Consider the following 18,645-nt stretch of genomic DNA (forward strand, 5'->3'; position numbering starts at 1 on the left):
CCACCTGCCCGCCGCACAGTGGTCGGCGGTGGATATCCTCGCCCGACGCGATCTCTCGCAGCACTCGCCCACGGTTTGTTAACCGTGATCTGGCATGACTACGCCTGTATTTTTTGTTTTGCGTAGTGTGCGGGTTCCTGTGTTCATGGCGGTGATTCAGTCGGCGGAAAAACTGCTGCCAAACGGTCTGCGCCGCAGGGTTGCCCCCGTCACGCGACAGCTTGCCGAGGCATTTTCCGGCAACGAACCCCACAACCTCGCCCAGCGAATGGCCCTGATCGCCTTTGCCATCCGCGTGGCGAGTGCTGCAATCGCCTTCATCTCGCAGATCATCATGGCGCGCATGATGGGCGAGTTCGAATACGGCATCTTCGTCTTCGTCTGGGTTCTGGTGATCATCTTCGGCAATCTCTCCTGCCTCGGATTTCACTCGACCGTCATCCGCTTCCTGCCGCATTACAGCGCGCAGAATGCGCATCCGGAGATCCGAGGACTGACGTCGGCGGCGCGCACCTTCTCGATGCTCTCGGCCACCGCGCTCGCAACCGTCGGGCTTCTCGCCCTGTGGCTTTTGCAGGATCGCATCGAGAGCTTCTATGTCGTCCCGGTCTTCCTCGGCATCTTCTGCCTGCCGATGATCGCGCTCGGCGACGTGCTGGAGGGAACCGCTCGGGCGCACAGCTGGGCGATCGCAGCACTCAGCCCGACCTACATCGTCCGCCCGCTCCTCATCCTAGTGTTCATGGTGGCTGCGGTGACGGCAGGCGCCGAACACATCGCGCAGACGGCAATGGCGGCCGCGCTGGCAGCGACCTACCTGACCTCGCTCGTCCAGTTCTTCGACGTTGGCCGCCGCCTCCATCGCACCTACAGCCACGGGCCACGGCGGGTCGAGTTCTCCACCTGGATCAGGATGTCGCTGCCGATCTTCCTGATCGAGGGCTTCGGCTTCCTTCTGACCAATTCCGACGTCGTCGTCGTCGGCCTCGTCCTCGATCCGGAAAGTGTCGCAATCTACTATGCGGCGGCCAAGACGATGGCGCTCGTCCATTTCGTACTGTTCGCCGTGAAGGCCGCCGCCGCACCGCGATTTGCCTCCCTCTACGGACAGGGCGACCGCGAGGGCCTTGCCGCCTTCGCCGGCGAGACGGTGCGCTGGAGCTTCTGGCCCTCGCTTGCCGTCGGCCTCGGGGTCCTGCTGGTCGGGCATTTCCTGCTTTCGCTGTTCGGCCCCGCATTTACGGCCGGCTACGAGGTCATGGTCATCCTGCTGGTCGGCATCCTCGCCAAGGCCTCGGTCGGCCCCGGCGAGGTGCTTCTGATGATGGCAGGGCAGCAGAAGCTTTGCATGGTGCTTTATGCCGTGGCGCTCGCGGCGAATATCGGCCTCAACGTCGCCTTGATCCCGCCCTTCGGTATCGACGGGGCGGCGATTGCCACGGCGGGCGCCATGGCGATCGAAGCGGCCCTTCTCTATGCCGCCGTGCGGCGCATGCTCGGCATAACCATCTTCGCGTTTGCAAGTCCGGCAACGGTTGCGGCACGACGAGACAGGACGGAATGACATGACCTTCATCTCGGGATCCGGAAACGAGGCACTGGGAGCGCACGGCGCCATTCCCGCCGCCGCACCACAGGCGCCGGCAGCCGACCATCGCATCCCCATCGGCCGCCCCGGCCGCTCGCTCTCGTTCTATCCGGCGATCGCCGGCTATGAACTGCAGCAGGAGCTAGACTTTCTCGCCAATCGCGCGCTGGAGCCGAACGTCTTCTTCACCGGTCGCTTCCTCGCTCCCGCCATGCCACGGCTGGAGGACCGCACGGTACGCCTGTCGCTGATCCGCGACGAGGACGCGCGCCGCAGCCGGATACGCTTCCTGATGCCGTTCTCGGTGGAGCGTCCCGGCTTTTCCGTTGGAACGGGCATCATCCGGGCCTGGTCCAATCCGTTCGGCCCGCTCGGCACTCCGCTCGTCGATGCCGAAGAGGCGGCGGAAACGATCGACAACCTCTACGAGGGACTGGCGGAGGCCGGCAACGGCCTGCCACCGATCCTCGTCCTGCCAGACCTGCGCCTCAACGGCCCGTTCGCAGCCCTTGCCCGTGCCGTCGCGATCGGGCGCAACCTGCCCCTGACGGTCGCCAACACCTACCGCCGGCCGATGCTCGAAAGCCTGCTCGACGGTCAGACCTATCTCAAGCGTGCGATATCGCCACAGCATTTCCGCGAGTTGCAGCGCCAATGGCGCAAGCTGGAGATGACCGGCAACGTCAGCTACCACGTCGCACGCCAGCCTGCCGAAATCCGCCTGCGGATGGAACAGTTCCTGCTGCTCGAAGCCGCCGGCTGGAAGGGCCGCGGCCGCACCGCGATGATCAATGATCGCTACCGCGCGGCGTTTGCGCGCGAGGCCATAACCAATCTCGCCGAGACCGACAGCGTCCGCATCCACACCCTCGACTTCGATGGCAAGGCCATCGCCTCGATGATCGTCTTCCTCGCCGGCGGCGAGGCCTACACCTGGAAGACGGCCTATGACGAGAGCTTCGCCCGCTTCTCGCCGGGCAAGCTGCTGGTCGCGCAATTGACCGAGTGGCATCTGGACGACGCCAACATCGTCCGCTCCGATTCCTGCGCCGTACCGGACCATCCCGTCATGAGCCGGTTCTGGGAGGAGCGCGAGGAGATGGGAACGCTCGTCATCGGCCTTCAACAGAACCGCGACCGCGACGTGCGCCAGGTCGCAACGCAACTGCACCTCTATCGCAACACCCGCAACGTCGCCCGTCTGTTGCGCGACAAGATCCGCGCGCTGGCCAAACGTTAGAACCTGCGGGATCAGGGAGCGATCAGGCTCCGGCTTGCGCCTCGGCCATGGCTTGCTCGCGCAGAAACCGCCGGATGACCTTACCTGACGTCGTCAGCGGCAGCGTGTCGACGAAGGCCACTTCGCGCGGATACTCGTGCATCGACAGCCGCGTCTTGACCCAACCACTGATTTCGGCCGCCAGCGTCTCGCTGGCGGCAAATCCCTGGCGGAGCAGGACGTAGGCCTTGACGATCTCGGTTCGCACCGGGTCTGGCTTTCCGACCACGGCCGCAAGCTGCACCGCGGGGTGGCTTGCGAGACAATCCTCCACCTCGCTCGGGCCGATGCGGTAGCCGGACGAGGTGATGACGTCGTCGTCGCGGCTGATGAAGGTGATGTAGCCCTCGTCGTCCATGTGTCCGAGGTCACCGGTTGTCATCCAGTCTCCGATGAATTTCCGCTCGGTGGCGCCCTCGTCGTTCCAGTAGCGCAGGAACATGACGGGATCCGGCCGCCGCACCGCGATCTGCCCGGCAGTATTGCGCGGCAGTTCCCGGCCCTCCGCGTCGATGATGGCGACCACATGCCCGGGCACGGGCTTGCCGATCGGCCCCGGCCGCGACACGCCAAGCTTGCCGATCGAGCCGATGACGATGTTGCACTCGGTCTGGCCGTAGAACTCGTTGATGGTGATCCCGAGCGTCCGGCGCACCCAGTCCCACGTCTCCCGTCCGAGCGCCTCGCCCGCGGTGCCGATGGTCCGCAGCTTCAGGTCGTAGCGCTGGCGCGGATCCTCGACGCTCTTCATCAGGCGCAGCGCGGTCGGCGGGATGAAGGCGTTGCGCACCCCCATCTCGGCCATGATCCGGTAGGCCATGTGCGGATCGAACTTCTGCCCCGGAGACGAGACCACCGGCACGCCGAGCAGCAGCGCAGGCAGGAGCACGTTCAGGAGACCGCCTGCCCAGGCCCAGTCCGCGGGAGTCCATATCCGATCGTCCGGCTGCGGCAGGAACTCGTGGTGCATCTGGAAGCCCGGCACGTGGCCCAGAAGCACGCGATGGCCATGCAGCGCCCCCTTGGGTGGCCCGGTGGTGCCTGACGTGTAGATCATCAGTGCCGGGTCGTCCGGCCCGCTGTCCACCGGGACGAAAGGTTCACCGGTCACCGTCTCCATCGCGGCAAGGGAAATCGCGCCGGCCTGCACCTCGCCCTCGGTCACGACGACAAGGGACAGCGCCTCGAGACTGTCGCGAATGCCCGTCAGGCGCTCGAAGCCGAAGGCGTTGGTGACCACGGCGCGCGCGCCCGCATCGCGAAGACGGAACGCCAGCGCATCGGCGCCGAACAACAGGGCCAATGGCAGCACGATCGCCCCGAGCTTGTAGATGGCAAGATGCGCGATCACCGTTTCGAAGCCCTGCGGAAGCAGGATCGCCACCCGGTCTCCGGGTCTTATGCCTTTTTCAGCGAGCCCGCGCGCGAACGCCGACGAGCGCGCCGCAAGCGCGCCATAGGTCATGCTGAGGTGCTTGCCGTCCGGCGAGAAATGCTGAAGGCAAACCCGGTTCGGCTCCCTCGCGGCCCAAACGTCGGCAACCGCAGTGCCGATATTGAAGCGTTCCGGCATCTGCCAGCGGAAATCGCGGCAAAGCTCCTCGTATGTCGACCGTTCGGCAAGCATGGTGCAATGCGTCTCCCTCGCTGCATTGCACTAGCATTTCACCCCACCGGGCGGCAATGGCGCGCACGACCGGCGCGACACCTCAGCCGGCGGAGAGCTTAGATTCCACGGCCCTGACGCCTGCGACCGAGGCGGCAATGGCGACGGCGCGCTCGATTTCCTCCAACGAACCGACGCGCCCGGTCAGAAACACCGTCCCGTTCTCGCAGGTCACGGCCACGTCGGAGGGATCGATGGTGCCGGCTGCGGCGAGTGCATCGGCCACCGCCGTTTCGAGAAGAGCCGGATGCGGCCCGTCGAAGTGCTCGGGCACCTCGCCGTGAAACGTACCTTCCTTGAACACCATGTGTTCCTCCGTCGTTTGCCGTTGCGACCGGTTCCAGCAGGGCACTACCCGCGGCATTCGCCCCGCAGAGCAGCCGGGAGCAGATATACAATCGGGATTTTTCCTGTAATCCTGCCACGTCAAGGGCATTCCCACACTTCAAGCATAGCAAAGCCTCATGAAAGATCGCGACCTGCACGAAATCACCCTCTGGCTTTCCCGGGAGGGCTATCAGGGCACAGACGAGGGCGCACTGATCGCCGGCTTCTGCGAACGCTGCAACGACAAGGGCCTTCGGATCGGTCGCGCGCTGGCGATCATCGACACGCTGCACCCCGATTTCGAGGGACGGTCCTTTCATTGGGACAGCGCCGATCTGGAAATGGAGCCGGTGCGCGAATACGAGACGATCAGCGACGACCATGGCCGGCAGGCCTGGCAGTCTTCGGTCTTCTACCATCTCATGACGACGGACGTCGACGAAGTCCACCGCCCCTTTGCCAGGGGCGCGGCGACGGACTACGCAAACATGCCGGAACTCAAGGCGGCCGGGCACACGGATTACCTGGCGATGATCCACCGCTTCACAGAAGGTGGCCGCGTTGGCGAAATGGACGCGTTCTTTTCCAGCTGGTCGACCCGCGCGGCGGAAGGGTTCAGCGACGACGACCTGCGCGCCCTGCGCATTCTCGTGCCGACGCTGGCGCTTGCGATCAAATGCGCCTCGTCGATCCGCATCATCAGCACGCTCGCGGAGGTCTATCTCGGGCGCGATGCGGGCGAGAAGGTCGTCAGCGGCCGCATCAACCGCGGCGAGGTCGAGAAGATCGAGGCCGTCATCTGGTTTTCCGACCTGCACAATTACACGAGCATTTCCGACCGGACGGAGCCCGAGCACATCATTCCGTTCCTGAACGACTATGCCGAACTCGTGGTCGGTGCCATCCACGACCACGGCGGCAGCGTACTGAAGCTGATCGGCGACGGTGTGCTGGCGATCTTCCGTTCCGGCGACCGGCAGGCCGATTGCGTGGCAGCGCTCGACGCCGAGCGCGCCGTGCACCGCAACCTTTCCGAACTCAACGCCAGGCGCCTTGCCGCGGGCATGCCCGCAACCGAGGTCTATCTCGGCCTCCACGTCGGCGACGTCCTCTATGGCAACATCGGCAGCCGCGGCCGGCTGGATTTCACCGTGGTCGGGCCCTGCGTCAACCAGGTCAGCCGCATTTCGTCGCTCTGCACCTCAGTCGATCGGGACGTCCTGATGTCGCGCGATTTCGTCGACGCCTGCCCGCCGGAGCGGTCGGCCGACATGGTCTCCCTCGGCCGTTATGCGCTGCGCGGCGTCGGCCGCGCAACCGAACTGTTCACCATCGACCCGGAGCGACGCTGATCGAAAATTCGGCAGCACCGCCTTGCTTGACGCAGCCGCTTCAGAGTGCTGCGGCCACATGCGGCCACACTTCCTCCGCTCCGCGATAGATCATGTGCAGGGCGACGTAGAGGATGAGGGCGAGGCCGACATAGGCGATCCAGTGGTGGCGGCTGAGAAGGCGGGCAATGTAGTTCGCCGCAATACCCATCATGGCGATCGAAAGGACCAGCCCGATCACGAGTACGGTCGGATGTTCGTGCGACGCTCCCGCCACGGCCAGCACGTTGTCGAGCGACATCGAAACGTCGGCGACGACGATCTGCGTGGCCGCCTGCAGAAACGACTTCTTTGGCGCGGACACCGTATCCGCCACCGCGCTCTCGCCGTCGCCGCCAACCACGGCACGCAGTTCCCGCCACATCTTCCAGCAGACCCACAACAGCAGAATCCCACCCGCGAGAAGCAGGCCGATGATGTCGAGCAGCTGGACCGTAACGCTGGCGAGCCCGATGCGCAGGACCGTGGCGGCAATGATGCCGACGAAAATCGCCTTCTTGCGCTGTGCTGCGGGAAGGCCGGCGGCGGCAAGTCCGATCACGACCGCGTTGTCCCCCGCGAGCACCAGATCGATCATGATGACCTGCAGGAGCGCCAGAAGGCCTGCGGACGTAAAGATTTCCATGGAGGATGCCTTATGAGGAATGCCCCGCGCAAGCAGTAGAACCGCGAGGAATCCGGCGCAAGTAAGCTTGTGCAACGACCCGTCTGTTGACGTGAGGTTCGGCGGGCAAGGGTCTGCTTCATCGCCATCGCCCCGCTTGACCGGCTACTACCTTTCTGCGGCCGCTATTCGACTTCCACAGGAACCACGCCTTTTTGCCGTTCGGCCCGTTCCCTGTCTGCCTTGCCGAAAGCAGTCATGATGTTTACCAGCACGCTCACCGTCCATCCGAAGGTGAACAGGCCCGACATGGCGACGATCGGACCGATCAGCCGCCAGTCGTCGGGCAATCTGACCGTCCCGTCGCCGAGCGTCGTATAGCTCTGGAGAACGAAATAGTAGCTGTCTCGAAGGTTCGGAACGATGCCCAGCAACACCAGCGGAGTGGCCCAGAGCAACGTTTCCGCAAAATGCAGGGTGGCGAGGGATCCGATGGCGATGGCGAGCAGCAGATCGAGCCGCCAGAGGGCAGTGGTGCCGGTGACGTGAACCCACGCCCTGTTGAATCGTCGGTTTATCGTTCGGATGCCGGCCCCGTGTACGAAGATGACGACAATCATCGTCAAGGTTCCCAGGATGACCTCCAGGATCGGATTGGGGGTTGAAAGCGCGTCCATCGTCTGAATTCCTTCGGTCCAAACTCGCGGGGACGATAGCGTGTCCCCGATCATGTCTTCAAGACGAGCCGTCCTCGTGCGGCGTAATGGTGCCGTGACTGATGCATCCGCAGGCTCTCCTTCGAAATCAACGGGCCGGAACAGGTCTCAGTCACCGGCCCGAACGGCTCGCGTCCAGCTAATATCTAATGCTTCCTGCCGTCCGCCACCGGCCTCGCCCGAAGCGGCTTACGGGGCTGCCGGAAGCAAGGGTTATCGCTCCCGGCAATTTTCTCTTCATTAGAACTTCACGAGGTTGAGCGCGGGGAGCGGACCGCCCGGGAACTGCACGAGCTTTCCACCGACCGAGACCGGACCGAGATCGATCCCCGCGAAGCCCAGTTTGGCGATCAGTGCACCAACTTCGGCCTTCGACCTCGCATCGTCCCCCGAGTAGAAGAGGACGCGGCTTCCACCCTCGGCGCGCGGATCACCGGAGAGCAGATGCGGAGGGAGATGGTTGAACGCCTTTACGACACGAGCGCCGGGCACCAGGTCAGCGAACACTTCCGTTGACAGACGGCCGTCAAGTTCGGCCGGCCGGAAGAGCGGACGCTCGATCGGGTTATTGGCGTCGATCACGATGCGCCCGGCCCAATCAGGAAGACCCGCCAATGCCTTGGGCAACTTCGACCACGGCACGGCGACCAGCACGAGATCGGCCTTGGCCGCATCCTCGATGGTGCCTGCCGTGATGTGTGGTGTCAGTTCGCGTGCGAAGTCCCGAAGCGTGTCGGGACCACGACTGTTGGAGATCGTCGCGGCGATGCCATTTTGGGCAAGCGCGCGGGCGATTGCGGAGCCGATCTCGCCAGCTCCAATGATGCCGATAGACATTGGTAGTCTCCAGGTTGGATTGCTAATCAGGCGGTGAAGCCGCCGTCGGCGACGATGTCAGCGCCGGTCACGAAGGCAGCCTCCGGGCTGGCCAGATAGGCCACGACGCTGGCGACCTCATAGTCCTTGCCGTAGCGGCCAATCGCCATGCCGGGGCCGACGATCTTCGAGACGGGTCCTCCGTCGGGATTCATGTCGGTGTCGGTCGGACCGGGATGCACGGTGTTCACGGTGATGCCCTTGGGACCGAGATCGCGGACCAGGCTGCGATTGAAACCGGCGACCGCTCCCTTCGTCAGGGTGTAGAGCGAGGCCGTCGGGAAAGCCGCATAGCGGACCATGGACGAACCGATATGAATGATGCGACCGCCCGACTTCATGCGGCGTGCAGCTTCCTGCGTGCCGACGAAGACACCCGTCACGTTGACCGCGATCATGCGCTCGTAGTCCTCGAACTTTATGTCCTCGATCGGACCACCAAGTGCGATGCCGGCATTATTGACGAGGATATCGATGGAGCCGAACGTCTCCTCTGTCTTGGCCACCGCGACCCGTACGGATTCAGGGTTTCCGGAGTCTGCATGGATGGCGATGGCGCGACCGCCTGCCTGTTCGATTTCCTTTACGACTGCGGCTGCCTTTTCCGGCGAGGCGCTGTAGGTGATGGCGACTGCGGCTCCATCTGCCGCAAGGCGCGTTGCGATGGCTGCGCCGATAGAGCGCGAGCCGCCGGTGACGAGAGCGGTCTTCCCGGCGAGTTTCAGAGAGGTGTTGGTCATTGCGATCACTCCATTGCTTCGTTTCTATGGAGTGAATATCGCCTTCTATTACTCTATTATTAGACATAATTGATTGTTATTAATTTCAAGCAATCATTGAAAGATGGGTCATGGAAACACTGGCAAATCTGGAGTCCTTCGTCCGCAGCGCGGAACTTGGAAGCTTCTCTTCGGCAGCCCGCAGACTGGGATTGACGCCGGCGGCGGTCAGCAGGAACGTCGCCACGCTCGAATCCAATTTGAAGCTCCGACTGTTCCAGCGCAGTACGCGGAGCCTGACGCTTACGGAGGCGGGCGAGCGCTTCCTTCATTCGGTCCGTGATCACCTGGAGAGCCTTCAAGGTGCGATTGCCGAGGCGTCCAACGAGCAGGCCGAACCCGCAGGCGTGCTGAGGCTCAGCATGAGTCCGGCCTTCGGAGTTGAGTATATTCTCCCTACCTTGCCCGAGTTCATGCGCCGATACCCGCTTATCCGGCCGGAATGGACGTTCGAGAACCGTCAGGTGGACCTGATCGCAGAAGGATACGACGCGGCGATCGGTGGCGGCTTCGAACTGACACCGGGCATCATCGCAAAGACGCTGGCCTCGGCCCACATCATCGCGGTTGCCTCGCCGTCATACATGCAGGACCGCGTTCCGCCTCACGACCCATCCGGCCTGATTGAGCTGGACGGGATCGTCATGCGTTCGACGCGGACAGGTCGAATTCGACAATGGCAGATGCGAAACTTTGCAGGCGAAGAGCAGCCAGCGGCGCTGAAGGAAAGGATCGTCGTCAACGACCCGGCCGCAATGCGCTCCGCCGCGGTTCTGGGTCTTGGTGTCGCCATGATCGCCAAGCCTGACGCCCTGTCGTATCTGGAGAGCGGCGAGCTTGTCCGGCTGATACCCGCTTGGTACGCCGATGCTGGCCCCATTTCGATCTACTATGCGAACCGGACCTTGCTACCCGCAAAAACGCGCGTGTTCATCGATTTCATAAGCGCCGTCTTTCAACGCGAGAAGTGGGCAGAGCGATTTGCAGGGACGCTGGGTTGACGCCCGCTTGTGGCGGCACATTCCACACAACCAAGGGAACGACCTGCTCCTGGCCCGATGCCGCCTATCAATGGCGCTTTCGGTCTTTGGTGCCCCATGCCGGAATCGAACCAGCACTCCTTTCGGAACTCGATTTTGAGTCGAGCGCGTCTACCAGTTCCGCCAATGGGGCATCGCAGCAGGTGACGAAAGCGCGTCTACCACGCGGGCGCCGTGCCGCGCAAGCCGGTAACGTGCAACTGTGCGGGAAGGATCGCCATACGCGACGCTTCATGCGCATGAGCTCATCCACCGCCGACCGCCATCTCGGCCACACTCCGGCCGCACAGTCATTTACAAAGGAGGCGGACTTGGTAAAAACGCATATCCTCGAACCGGGACCCGTTCATGCTTCGCCGCCTTTACGACTGGACCATGTCGCTCGCCGCACGCAAATCGGCAGAGGCATGGCTCGCCGTCATTGCCTTCGTTGAAAGCTCGGTCTTTCTCATTCCCGCCGACGTCCTGTTCCTGCCGATGGGCCTCGCCCGGCCGGAACGCCTGTGGCGCTACGCCTTCGTCGCAACCGTCGCATCCGTGCTGGGCGGCATCGCCGGCTGGTATCTCGGTCACTACGCCTTCGAGGCGGTGGCAAAGCCGGTGCTGGAGTTCTACGGCAAGCTCGACGCCTTCGACGCGCTGCGCGCCTCGGTCGGCTACGAGACGCTAGTGCTCCTTTTGGTCACCTCGGGGCTGGCGCACCTGCCTCCGATCAAGGTGGTCACTATCCTGTCTGGGGCGGCCAACATCAATCTCGGCCTCTTCATCGTATCTGCGATCCTGGCGCGCGGCGCCCGCTTCTTTTTCCTCGCCTGGCTGCTGCGGCGCTACGGCGAACCGATTCGCGATTTCATCGAGAAGCAGCTCGGCCTCATCGCGGGCGTCGGCGCCGGCCTGCTGATCGCACTCTATGCAGCATACCGCTACGTTGCCTGAACCGAGACCCAAATCATGTCCATCGCCCTCGCCAACCGCTCCGCCCTTCCCTTCGCCCTTCTCCTGACCGTCGGCATGGCGGCGACGGTTGGCGGCGCGCTCGGCTTCGAGCATATCGGCGGCTATATTCCCTGCGCGCTGTGCCTGCTGCAGCGGCTGCCCTACTACTACGGTATCCCCGTTGCGCTGCTTGCGACCCTGTCCGCCGCGCTCGGCGGCCCGCCCTGGCTGACCCGCGCGCTGCTCCTCGTCGCCGGCGTCATGATGCTGGTCGGCGCCGGGCTCGGCGTCTATCACGCCGGAGCGGAATGGGGCTTCTGGGAAGGGCCCTCGACCTGCGCCACCACCGCGCAAGGGGTCACGCAGAATGCCGGTGACCTGCTCGGCGATCTCGACGCCAAGAAGCCGCCGTCCTGCACCGAGGCATCGCTCCGCTTCCTCGGCCTTTCCTTCGCCGGCTGGAACGTCATCGCGAGCCTGATCCTGGCCGCGATCGCCTTCAAGGGTATTTCGACGAAGAAGAGCTAAGCCAAAGCCGCAACCTGGCGCCATGAAGGTGAAGCCAGATCGGTGAACGGATGCCAGCCCTGTTCAGGGCTGCAGCTCGACATCCCAGTAGAGATAGTCCATCCAGCTTTCGTGCAGGTAGTTGGGCGGAAACAGCCGGCCGTTGTTGTGGAGATCCTGAACCGTCGGCTGATAGGGCCGCTGGTGTGGGAACATCCCCGCCTGCTTCGGGAGCTTGCTGCCCTTGCGCAGGTTGCACGGCGAGCAGGCGGCGACCACGTTGCACCAGGTCGTCTCACCGCCGTGGGCGCGCGGGATGACGTGGTCGAAGGTCAGGTCATCAGGCGAACTGCAATACTGGCACTCGAACTTGTCCCGCAGAAACACGTTGAAGCGGGTAAACGCCGGATGGCGCGAAGGCTGCACGTAGGTCTTGAGGCTGACGACACTCGGCAGGCGCATCGTGAAGCTCGGCGAGGACACCGAGTGCTCGTATTCGGCAATAATGTTCACACGGTCAAGAAAGACCGCCTTGATCGCGTCCTGCCAGGACCACAGCGACAAGGGGTAATAGCTCAAAGGCCTGTAGTCAGCGTTCAAAACGAGCGCCGGCAGGGCCTGTGGGGAAACTGAAATCGTCAAGTGATTCTCCTGACCGATTCGGCATCTGCACCTCTATATTAGGCCCGTTGTTACAGCATTGTGAAGCCGGAAAGAAAAAGCGCCGGACGCTTTTAGCCCTTTGCAACCCTTTCGGGAAGGCTCAGCCGATCGGAGCGCCGTCGCGGCGCATTTCGCGCGCATAATAGGCCCAGAAAAGCCGCGCCGAGACCCCCCGCCAGGGCGACCAGAGCTGCGCAATTTCGTCGAGTTCGACCTGCGAAGGCCGCACCGGCAGGCCAAGCGCGTGCGCGACCGCATTCTGAAGCGCAATATCGCCAGATGGAAAGATATCCGGATGACCGGCGCAGAAGAGCAGATAGACCTCCGCCGTCCACCGCCCGATTCCCTTGATCGAGGTTAGCGAGCGGATCGCGGCCATCGCATCCATGTGGCAGATGGCATCGAGGTCGACGTCGCCGCGGTCGACGGCTTCCGCCACCCGCCGCAGCGTCTCCGCCTTGGCACGCGACAGCCCGGCCGCGCGGTTGTCCGCCTCCGTCAGGCTGAGCACGTGATGCGGGGTGATGTCGCCAGCTATCTGTTCGAGCTTGCGCCAGATGGCGTCCGCGCTGGCGCGCGAGACCATCTGCGACACGATGATGCCTGCAAGCCCGCGGTAGCCGGGATCTTGCCGGCGAAGCGGCACCGGGCCTGCCTTGTCGATGACCTGGAACAGGCGCGCATCGAGCAGCGCCAGGTCGACCAGGCCGGCGGCAACGTCCGCCTGCGTTCGGATCATGTGCAGTTGCATGGCATTCCCATCGCGTCGAACCGCGTTTCGCCCCTGCCGCCCCATTGGCGGCCGCGCCGGTTTCGTGCATGAAAATCTGATGGATTCGCCGTTGTCAAAGCAAGCCGTCTTTCGTTTTGCCCCGAGCCCGAACGGGCTCCTGCATCTCGGCCACGCCTATTCCGCCATCCTCAACCGCAACATGGCCGCGGCTTGCGACGGGCGCCTCCTGCTGCGCATCGAGGATATCGATACCGTGCGTTGCAGGCCAGAATATGAAGACGCGATTTATAGAGACCTGCATTGGCTCGGGATCGACTGGGAGCGTCCGGTCCGGCGCCAGTCGGACCACTTCCCCTTCTATCAGCATGCGCTGGAGGACTTGATCGGCCGCGGGCTCGCCTATCCCGCCTTTCTCAGCCGTGGCGAAGTGCGAGAGCGCGTCGCCGCCAGCGAGGCTTCGGGAAGGCCTTGGCCGCGCGATCCGGACGGCGCGCCATGCTATCCGATCGAACAGCGCGATCTCGATCCGGCCCTTGCGCGGCAGTGGATCGAAGACGGGCGGCAGCACGCCTGGCGGCTCAACATGGATGCCGCGATTGCTGCAGCCGAAGCCCGGCTCGGCGATCACCCGCTGCAATGGCAGGAGACCGGTGCCGGCCCCGAGGGGGAGACCGGGCAGGTGATGGCGCAACCGCAGCGCTGGGGCGACGTCATCCTGTCGCGACCGGACGCCCCTTCGAGCTACCACCTCTCCGTCTCGCTCGACGACGCGGCGCAGCACGTCACCCATGTGGTGCGCGGCCAGGACCTCTTCCATGCAACGTCGGTCCACAGGCTGCTGCAGGTGCTGCTCGGCCTGCCCCAGCCCGTCTACCGTCATCACGGGCTGGTACTGGGCGAAGACGGGCGGAAGCTTTCGAAAAGCAACCGCGACACCGGGATTGCCGCCTATCGCGAGAAGGGGCTGCTACCGGCGGACCTCTGCCTGCTGCTCGCGCGCGATGGCCTCGTCCTCGATTGAGGCCGGCTCGTCCCCGACAGCTTTCCTGCCGCGAATGCGATCGAGGATGAGGTGCTTGACGCGGTACTTCAGAAGCGCGGCGTTAATCTCAGCCCCGAGGATGAAGATCACCCCGACGATATAGAGGAAGACCAATGCGATCATGATCGACGCCAGGCCCGCATAGGTCTTTACATAGGTCGAGAAGGCGGCGAGGTAGGAGGCGAATACATAGGCGCCGATCGTCCAGGCCGCGAGCGTCAGTACGATCCCGGGCAGCACGTCGGCAATCCGGCGATGGCCGGCGGGAAGCCACAGATGCGCGATCAGAAGTCCGACGAAAAGCACCATCAGGGTGCCGAACAGACCCCATTCCAGGACCAGCGAGTAAACATAGCCGAGCCAGGGAATCCATTGGTCCGTCGCGCGCACGGCCAGCGGCGCCGCGACGAGCACGATGCTGATCGCCGCCAGCGCGACCACCCCGAGCACGACGAAGCCGAGACTTGCCAGGCGCGTCACATACCACCAGCGCGTTTCGGTGACACGGTAGGCCCGGTTCAGGGACACCCGAAGCGCCTCGACGCCATTGGACGCGAAATACGCCGCCGCCAGCACCGACACCGTCGCCAGTCCGCCGCGCGGGATCGTCAGCACGGCAACGACCTCGCGCGAGATCGGATCGGCGATCGACGCCGGCCAGGTATCGAAGATGAGGTGGACGGCGGTGTCGGCAAACTGGTCGGCGCCCAGAAAGGTGCCAAGCGCCGTGCCGAAAATCAGGAAAGGAAATATGGCAAGAAGCGTCGACAAGGCCACGTGGCTCGCCATTGCCCAGCCGTCGTCTTCGGTGAAATGCCAGATCGCATCGAACACGACCTTGTAGACGAGGCGTAGAGCGGTCGGCATTTCTCATCCCGTTTGCTGGCCCTCCCGATCGGGACGGTCTTTTTGGCGCAATTGTCAGCGCCCGGTGAATATGGGAAACGAAACTGAATTTGTACAGGAAATGCAAATGGCAGAACTCGTTTCCACGGCTAGAACGATCATCGTCACGGGGTGTTCCTCCGGCATCGGTGCCCATTGCGCACGCGCGCTCAAGGCGGACGGGTGGCGCGTTTTCGCCACGGTCCGCAACGAAGCGGACCGCTCCCCTTTGGAAGCCGAAGGCATCGAGACCTTCATCATGGACTATACCGATGGCGGCTCGATCGAAGCGCTCGTCGATTCGGTCCTTGAGCGCACTGGTGGACGGATCGACGCGCTGTTCAATAACGGCGCCTACGGGCAGGCAGGCGCCGTGGAAGACCTGCCCGTTCAGGCACTGCGCCAGCAGTTCGAGACCAACGTCTTCGGCTGGCATGACCTGACGCGCCGCGTCATCCCGGCAATGCGCCGACAGGGCCACGGCCGCATCGTGCAGTGCTCCTCCATTCTGGGCATCGTGCCCTATCGCTGGCGCGGCGCCTACAATGCATCGAAGTTCGCACTCGAGGGTCTGTCGCTGACGCTGCGAATGGAGCTTGCAGGCTCCGGGATCCAGGTCAGCCTGATCGAACCGGGCCCGATCGAATCTCGTTTCACCGCGAATGCCGTCGCCCACATCGAGCGAAACATAGATCTGGAACACTCGGTCCACGCCGAGGAATACCGACGGCAGATGCGCCGTCTGCGCGGCGAAAGCAGGCCTTCGCCCGGCAAGCTCGGTCCGGACGCGGTCTATCGCGTCCTCAGACATGCACTCGAAGCCAGAACGGCGCGTCCGCACTACATCGTCACCTCGCCCGCGAAAAAAGGGGCGCTTCTGAAGAAGCTGCTACCGGCGGCGTTGTTCTATCGCATTATCGGCAGGCTCGGATGAGTGGCACACGGCCAACCAAACAGCTTCCGAGCACACAAAACAATTTCTGGACATAACTCTCGCAACAGCGGATTCTCGACAGATGTCAACAATTCTTACCTATCTCACGCTCTTCGTCATGGGCCTTGTTGCAATCGTGCTGATTCGCGGCCTGGCGAACATGCTCAAGGGCGGCAGCGGCAACAAATCCAACAAGCTCATGCAGATGCGAATCGTCCTGCAGGCGGTCGCCATCGTGCTCATCATGCTGACGCTGTGGGTGACCGGCGGCGGCCGGCCGTCCTGAGGTTTGCTCCATGGTCAAGCTGAACAAGATCTACACCCGCACGGGCGACGACGGCACGACGGGCCTGGTCGCCGGCCCGCGCCGCAAGAAATACGACGCGCGCGTCGAGGCCTATGGCGAGGTCGACGAGACCAATTCGCTGGTGGGCGCTGCACGCCAGCATACCGCAGGCTTTTCCGATCTGGACCGCATGCTGATGCGGATCCAGAACGACCTCTTCGATCTCGGCGCCGACCTGGCGACGCCCGACACCGGCGAGGTGCTGCAATACGAGCCGTTGCGCATCGTCAAGACACAGGTCGAGAGGCTCGAAAACGAGATCGACGCGCTGAATGCGGACCTGTCGCCGTTGCGCTCCTTCGTGCTTCCCGGCGGAACGGCAGGTGCCGCGGCGCTGCACGTGGCAAGGACGGTTGCCCGGCGCGCGGAGCGGCGGATCGTCGAGCTCGATGCGATCGACGGCGAGACTGTCTCACCGGAGGCTATTGCCTACATCAACCGTCTGTCCGATTTTCTCTTCGTCGCCGCCCGCTGGATCAATGACAAGGGTGCGATCGACGTTCTCTGGGTGCCGGGCCAGAACAGGTAGGGGCTGAAGCAAGCCGAGGGGATGGGGCCGCATGTTCATACCGTTGCATGACAGGAACTCGCTGAAGTACATAAAGGCGCAATACGTCACGATCGGCCTGATCCTGGTCAAGGTGGCGGTGTGGCTGGTGGCGGGCCTTGCGGCAAGCCAGGCGTTTTCCGACGAAACCGTGGTCGGGCTCGGATACATCCCGGCCGTCGTCTTCGGCTATGCCAACCTTGAGCCGGGACTCGTGCTCGTACCGGAAGACGCGACCTATATCACCTATGCCTTCATCCATACCGATTTCCTGCACCTCGCCTCCAACATGCTGTTTCTCTGGGTCTTCGGGGACAATGTTGAGGACGCACTCGGCCACTTCCGCTTTCTCGTCTTCTACCTCGCCTGCGCTGCAGCCGGCGCGCTCGTCCACGGGCTGATCCAGCCCGCCTCGGAAGCGCCACTGATTGGCGCGTCGGGGGCGATTTCCGGCGTGGTGGCAGCCTATCTACTGCTGCATCCGAAGGTACGCGTCTGGGTGCTCGTCTTCTTCCGCTTTCCCCTGCCGCTGCCGGCAGCCGTTCCCCTGGTCCTTTGGGTCGGACAGCAGTTCTACATGCTGTTCCTCGATCCGAGCGGCGGCGTGTCCTGGGGCGCCCATGTCGGCGGCATCATTGCCGGCGGGGTTCTCGTGGTCTTCCTGAGGCGGCGCGGCGTGCCGCTGTTCGACCGTACCGTCGTGACGCCCAACGCGGTGCAACATAAGGAAGCGACCCCGACACGGGCGTTGGAGAAGCGCCAAACCTCCTCCGTCCCGCCCATCCGCTGGGGCAGATGATTCCCTTGCGTGGGATATGTGCCATTGATTGACGTTGATGTGCACGTCAATCAATGGCACAGGTTTCTCCGCAAGAGCCCGTCGAAAGAATTGAACTTGGGCAAAAAACGCGTATCGATGTCGCCAACCGACAATCGGACCGCGACGGGATGGCGCAATTTCCCACCCGGGCATTGGAAGGAGAAGCCATGAAAATTCTGGTCCCCGTGAAGCGGGTCGTCGACTACAACGTGAAGATCCGCGTGAAGGCGGATGGTTCGGGCGTCGAGCTTGCGAACGTGAAGATGTCGATGAACCCGTTCGACGAGATTTCCGTTGAAGAAGCGCTTCGGCTGAAGGAAGCCGGCAAGGCTGCGGAAGTGGTGGTCGTATCGATCGGCCCGGCCAAGGCCGAGGAGACGCTGCGCACGGCCCTTGCCATGGGGGCGGACCGCGCCGTGCTGGTCGAGACGGACGACGCCGTCGAGCCGCTCGCCGTGGCGAAGATCCTGAAAGGTGTGGCCGAAGCCGAAAAGCCCGGCCTGATCATCGTCGGCAAGCAGGCGATCGACGACGATTCGAACCAGACCGGCCAGATGCTGTCGGCGCTGCTCGGCTGGGCCCAGGGCACCTTTGCCTCGAAGATCGAGCTCGGCGAGGGCAAGGCCAAGGTCACCCGCGAGGTCGATGGCGGCCTGCAGACGATCGAGGTCAAGCTTCCCGCAGTCGTCACCACCGACCTGCGCCTGAACGAGCCGCGCTACGCCTCGCTGCCCAACATCATGAAGGCGAAGAAGAAGCCGCTCGACAAGAAGAGCCCGGCCGACTTCGGCGTCGACACCGCGCCGCGGCTGAAGGTGCTCAAGACCGAGGAACCTTCGGGCCGCAAGGCGGGCGTCAAGGTCAAGTCGGTGGCCGAACTGGTCGAGAAGCTGAAGACCGAAGCCGGCGTGCTTTGACACCCTCCGTCATCCCGGCCTTGCGCCGGGATCCAGCCGCGCCGCGTCG

21 protein-coding genes and 1 tRNA gene are annotated in these 18,645 nt (G+C 63.6%); 12 read left to right on the forward strand and 10 right to left on the reverse strand.

The features are described from left to right. The first annotated feature begins 145 nt into the window (after positions 1–145). Positions 146–1,564, forward strand: a complete 1,419-nt coding sequence (locus HV823_RS00125) for a lipopolysaccharide biosynthesis protein (protein ID WP_176947724.1) — start codon at positions 146–148, stop codon at positions 1,562–1,564. A 1-nt stretch (position 1,565) separates the two neighbouring features. After that, entirely contained in the window at positions 1,566–2,828 is a 1,263-nt protein-coding gene (locus HV823_RS00130; protein ID WP_176947725.1) for a GNAT family N-acetyltransferase, read from the forward strand. Positions 2,829–2,850: 22 nt separating this feature from the next. Here HV823_RS00130 and HV823_RS00135 read toward each other — a convergent pair whose 3' ends face one another. Next, positions 2,851–4,494, reverse strand: coding sequence for an AMP-binding protein (locus HV823_RS00135; protein ID WP_176947726.1), 1,644 nt, complete (start codon positions 4,492–4,494; stop codon positions 2,851–2,853). 82 nt (positions 4,495–4,576) lie between these two features. Continuing rightward, complete coding sequence (locus HV823_RS00140; protein WP_176947727.1) at positions 4,577–4,840, reverse strand: BON domain-containing protein; 264 nt, start codon at positions 4,838–4,840, stop codon at positions 4,577–4,579. A 157-nt stretch (positions 4,841–4,997) separates the two neighbouring features. On the opposite strand from HV823_RS00140, the gene HV823_RS00145 reads away from it, so the two are divergent. Then, on the forward strand, positions 4,998–6,212 hold the full coding sequence (locus tag HV823_RS00145; protein WP_176947728.1) for an adenylate/guanylate cyclase domain-containing protein: 1,215 nt from the start codon (positions 4,998–5,000) through the stop codon (positions 6,210–6,212). Positions 6,213–6,252: 40 nt separating this feature from the next. On the opposite strand, the gene HV823_RS00150 is transcribed toward HV823_RS00145, so the two are convergent. From HV823_RS00150 to HV823_RS00165, 4 genes are all read right to left on the reverse strand, one after another. Next, positions 6,253–6,876 carry a YjbE family putative metal transport protein gene (locus tag HV823_RS00150; protein ID WP_176947729.1) on the reverse strand — a complete coding sequence of 208 codons (624 nt, stop codon included), beginning with the start codon at positions 6,874–6,876 and terminating at the stop codon, positions 6,253–6,255. A 164-nt stretch (positions 6,877–7,040) separates the two neighbouring features. Then, complete coding sequence (locus tag HV823_RS00155; RefSeq protein WP_176947730.1) at positions 7,041–7,532, reverse strand: ion channel; 492 nt, start codon at positions 7,530–7,532, stop codon at positions 7,041–7,043. 279 nt (positions 7,533–7,811) lie between these two features. Further along, positions 7,812–8,408, reverse strand: coding sequence for an NADPH-dependent F420 reductase (locus HV823_RS00160; protein ID WP_176947731.1), 597 nt, complete (start codon positions 8,406–8,408; stop codon positions 7,812–7,814). 26 nt (positions 8,409–8,434) lie between these two features. Next, positions 8,435–9,187: a 3-oxoacyl-ACP reductase family protein gene (locus HV823_RS00165; RefSeq protein WP_176947732.1), complete on the reverse strand. Its 753-nt coding sequence runs from the start codon at positions 9,185–9,187 to the stop codon at positions 8,435–8,437. A gap of 110 nt (positions 9,188–9,297) precedes the next feature. Here HV823_RS00165 and HV823_RS00170 point away from each other — a divergent pair, with 110 nt between their 5' ends. Further along, on the forward strand, positions 9,298–10,227 hold the full coding sequence (locus HV823_RS00170; RefSeq protein ID WP_176947733.1) for a LysR family transcriptional regulator: 930 nt from the start codon (positions 9,298–9,300) through the stop codon (positions 10,225–10,227). 87 nt (positions 10,228–10,314) lie between these two features. On the opposite strand, the gene HV823_RS00175 is transcribed toward HV823_RS00170, so the two are convergent. After that, positions 10,315–10,399: transfer RNA gene (locus tag HV823_RS00175), tRNA-Leu, on the reverse strand. Between the two features lie 215 nt (positions 10,400–10,614). Between HV823_RS00175 and HV823_RS00180 the strand changes: the two genes are divergently transcribed. Further along, on the forward strand, positions 10,615–11,202 hold the full coding sequence (locus HV823_RS00180) for a YqaA family protein (protein ID WP_176947734.1): 588 nt from the start codon (positions 10,615–10,617) through the stop codon (positions 11,200–11,202). Between the two features lie 15 nt (positions 11,203–11,217). Beyond that, positions 11,218–11,730, forward strand: a complete 513-nt coding sequence (locus HV823_RS00185) for a disulfide bond formation protein B (RefSeq protein WP_176947735.1) — start codon at positions 11,218–11,220, stop codon at positions 11,728–11,730. A 63-nt stretch (positions 11,731–11,793) separates the two neighbouring features. On the opposite strand, the gene HV823_RS00190 is transcribed toward HV823_RS00185, so the two are convergent. Beyond that, a complete protein-coding gene (locus HV823_RS00190) occupies positions 11,794–12,351 on the reverse strand; it encodes an HNH endonuclease (protein WP_097141320.1) in 558 nt (185 codons plus the stop codon). Between the two features lie 121 nt (positions 12,352–12,472). Further along, the gene (locus tag HV823_RS00195; protein ID WP_176948163.1) at positions 12,473–13,117 is read right to left on the reverse strand and encodes a DNA-3-methyladenine glycosylase family protein; all 645 of its coding nucleotides are present in this window, start codon (positions 13,115–13,117) and stop codon (positions 12,473–12,475) included. Positions 13,118–13,202: 85 nt separating this feature from the next. On the opposite strand from HV823_RS00195, the gene gluQRS reads away from it, so the two are divergent. Then, positions 13,203–14,126 carry a tRNA glutamyl-Q(34) synthetase GluQRS gene (gluQRS, locus tag HV823_RS00200; RefSeq protein ID WP_176947736.1) on the forward strand — a complete coding sequence of 308 codons (924 nt, stop codon included), beginning with the start codon at positions 13,203–13,205 and terminating at the stop codon, positions 14,124–14,126. Here the strand turns inward: gluQRS and HV823_RS00205 are convergent. After that, positions 14,073–15,014, reverse strand: a complete 942-nt coding sequence (locus HV823_RS00205; RefSeq protein ID WP_176947737.1) for a YihY/virulence factor BrkB family protein — start codon at positions 15,012–15,014, stop codon at positions 14,073–14,075. The two genes, gluQRS and HV823_RS00205, sit on opposite strands and share 54 nt — an antisense overlap. A gap of 106 nt (positions 15,015–15,120) precedes the next feature. Here HV823_RS00205 and HV823_RS00210 point away from each other — a divergent pair, with 106 nt between their 5' ends. The 5 genes from HV823_RS00210 to HV823_RS00230 all read left to right on the forward strand — a co-directional run bounded on the left by HV823_RS00210 (position 15,121) and on the right by HV823_RS00230 (position 18,596). Next, on the forward strand, positions 15,121–15,966 hold the full coding sequence (locus HV823_RS00210; protein ID WP_425487616.1) for an SDR family oxidoreductase: 846 nt from the start codon (positions 15,121–15,123) through the stop codon (positions 15,964–15,966). An 82-nt stretch (positions 15,967–16,048) separates the two neighbouring features. Beyond that, positions 16,049–16,252 carry a twin transmembrane helix small protein gene (locus HV823_RS00215; RefSeq protein WP_176947739.1) on the forward strand — a complete coding sequence of 68 codons (204 nt, stop codon included), beginning with the start codon at positions 16,049–16,051 and terminating at the stop codon, positions 16,250–16,252. Between the two features lie 10 nt (positions 16,253–16,262). Further along, positions 16,263–16,841, forward strand: a complete 579-nt coding sequence (locus HV823_RS00220) for a cob(I)yrinic acid a,c-diamide adenosyltransferase (RefSeq protein ID WP_176947740.1) — start codon at positions 16,263–16,265, stop codon at positions 16,839–16,841. Between the two features lie 31 nt (positions 16,842–16,872). Then, positions 16,873–17,658, forward strand: a complete 786-nt coding sequence (locus HV823_RS00225) for a rhomboid family intramembrane serine protease (protein ID WP_176947741.1) — start codon at positions 16,873–16,875, stop codon at positions 17,656–17,658. Positions 17,659–17,846: 188 nt separating this feature from the next. Further along, positions 17,847–18,596, forward strand: a complete 750-nt coding sequence (locus tag HV823_RS00230; RefSeq protein WP_176947742.1) for an electron transfer flavoprotein subunit beta/FixA family protein — start codon at positions 17,847–17,849, stop codon at positions 18,594–18,596. Positions 18,597–18,645: the final 49 nt, after the last annotated feature.

Origin of the sequence: Mycoplana rhizolycopersici, assembly GCF_013378445.1 — a bacterium.
In the GTDB taxonomy this organism is placed as follows: domain Bacteria; phylum Pseudomonadota; class Alphaproteobacteria; order Rhizobiales; family Rhizobiaceae; genus Mycoplana; species Mycoplana rhizolycopersici.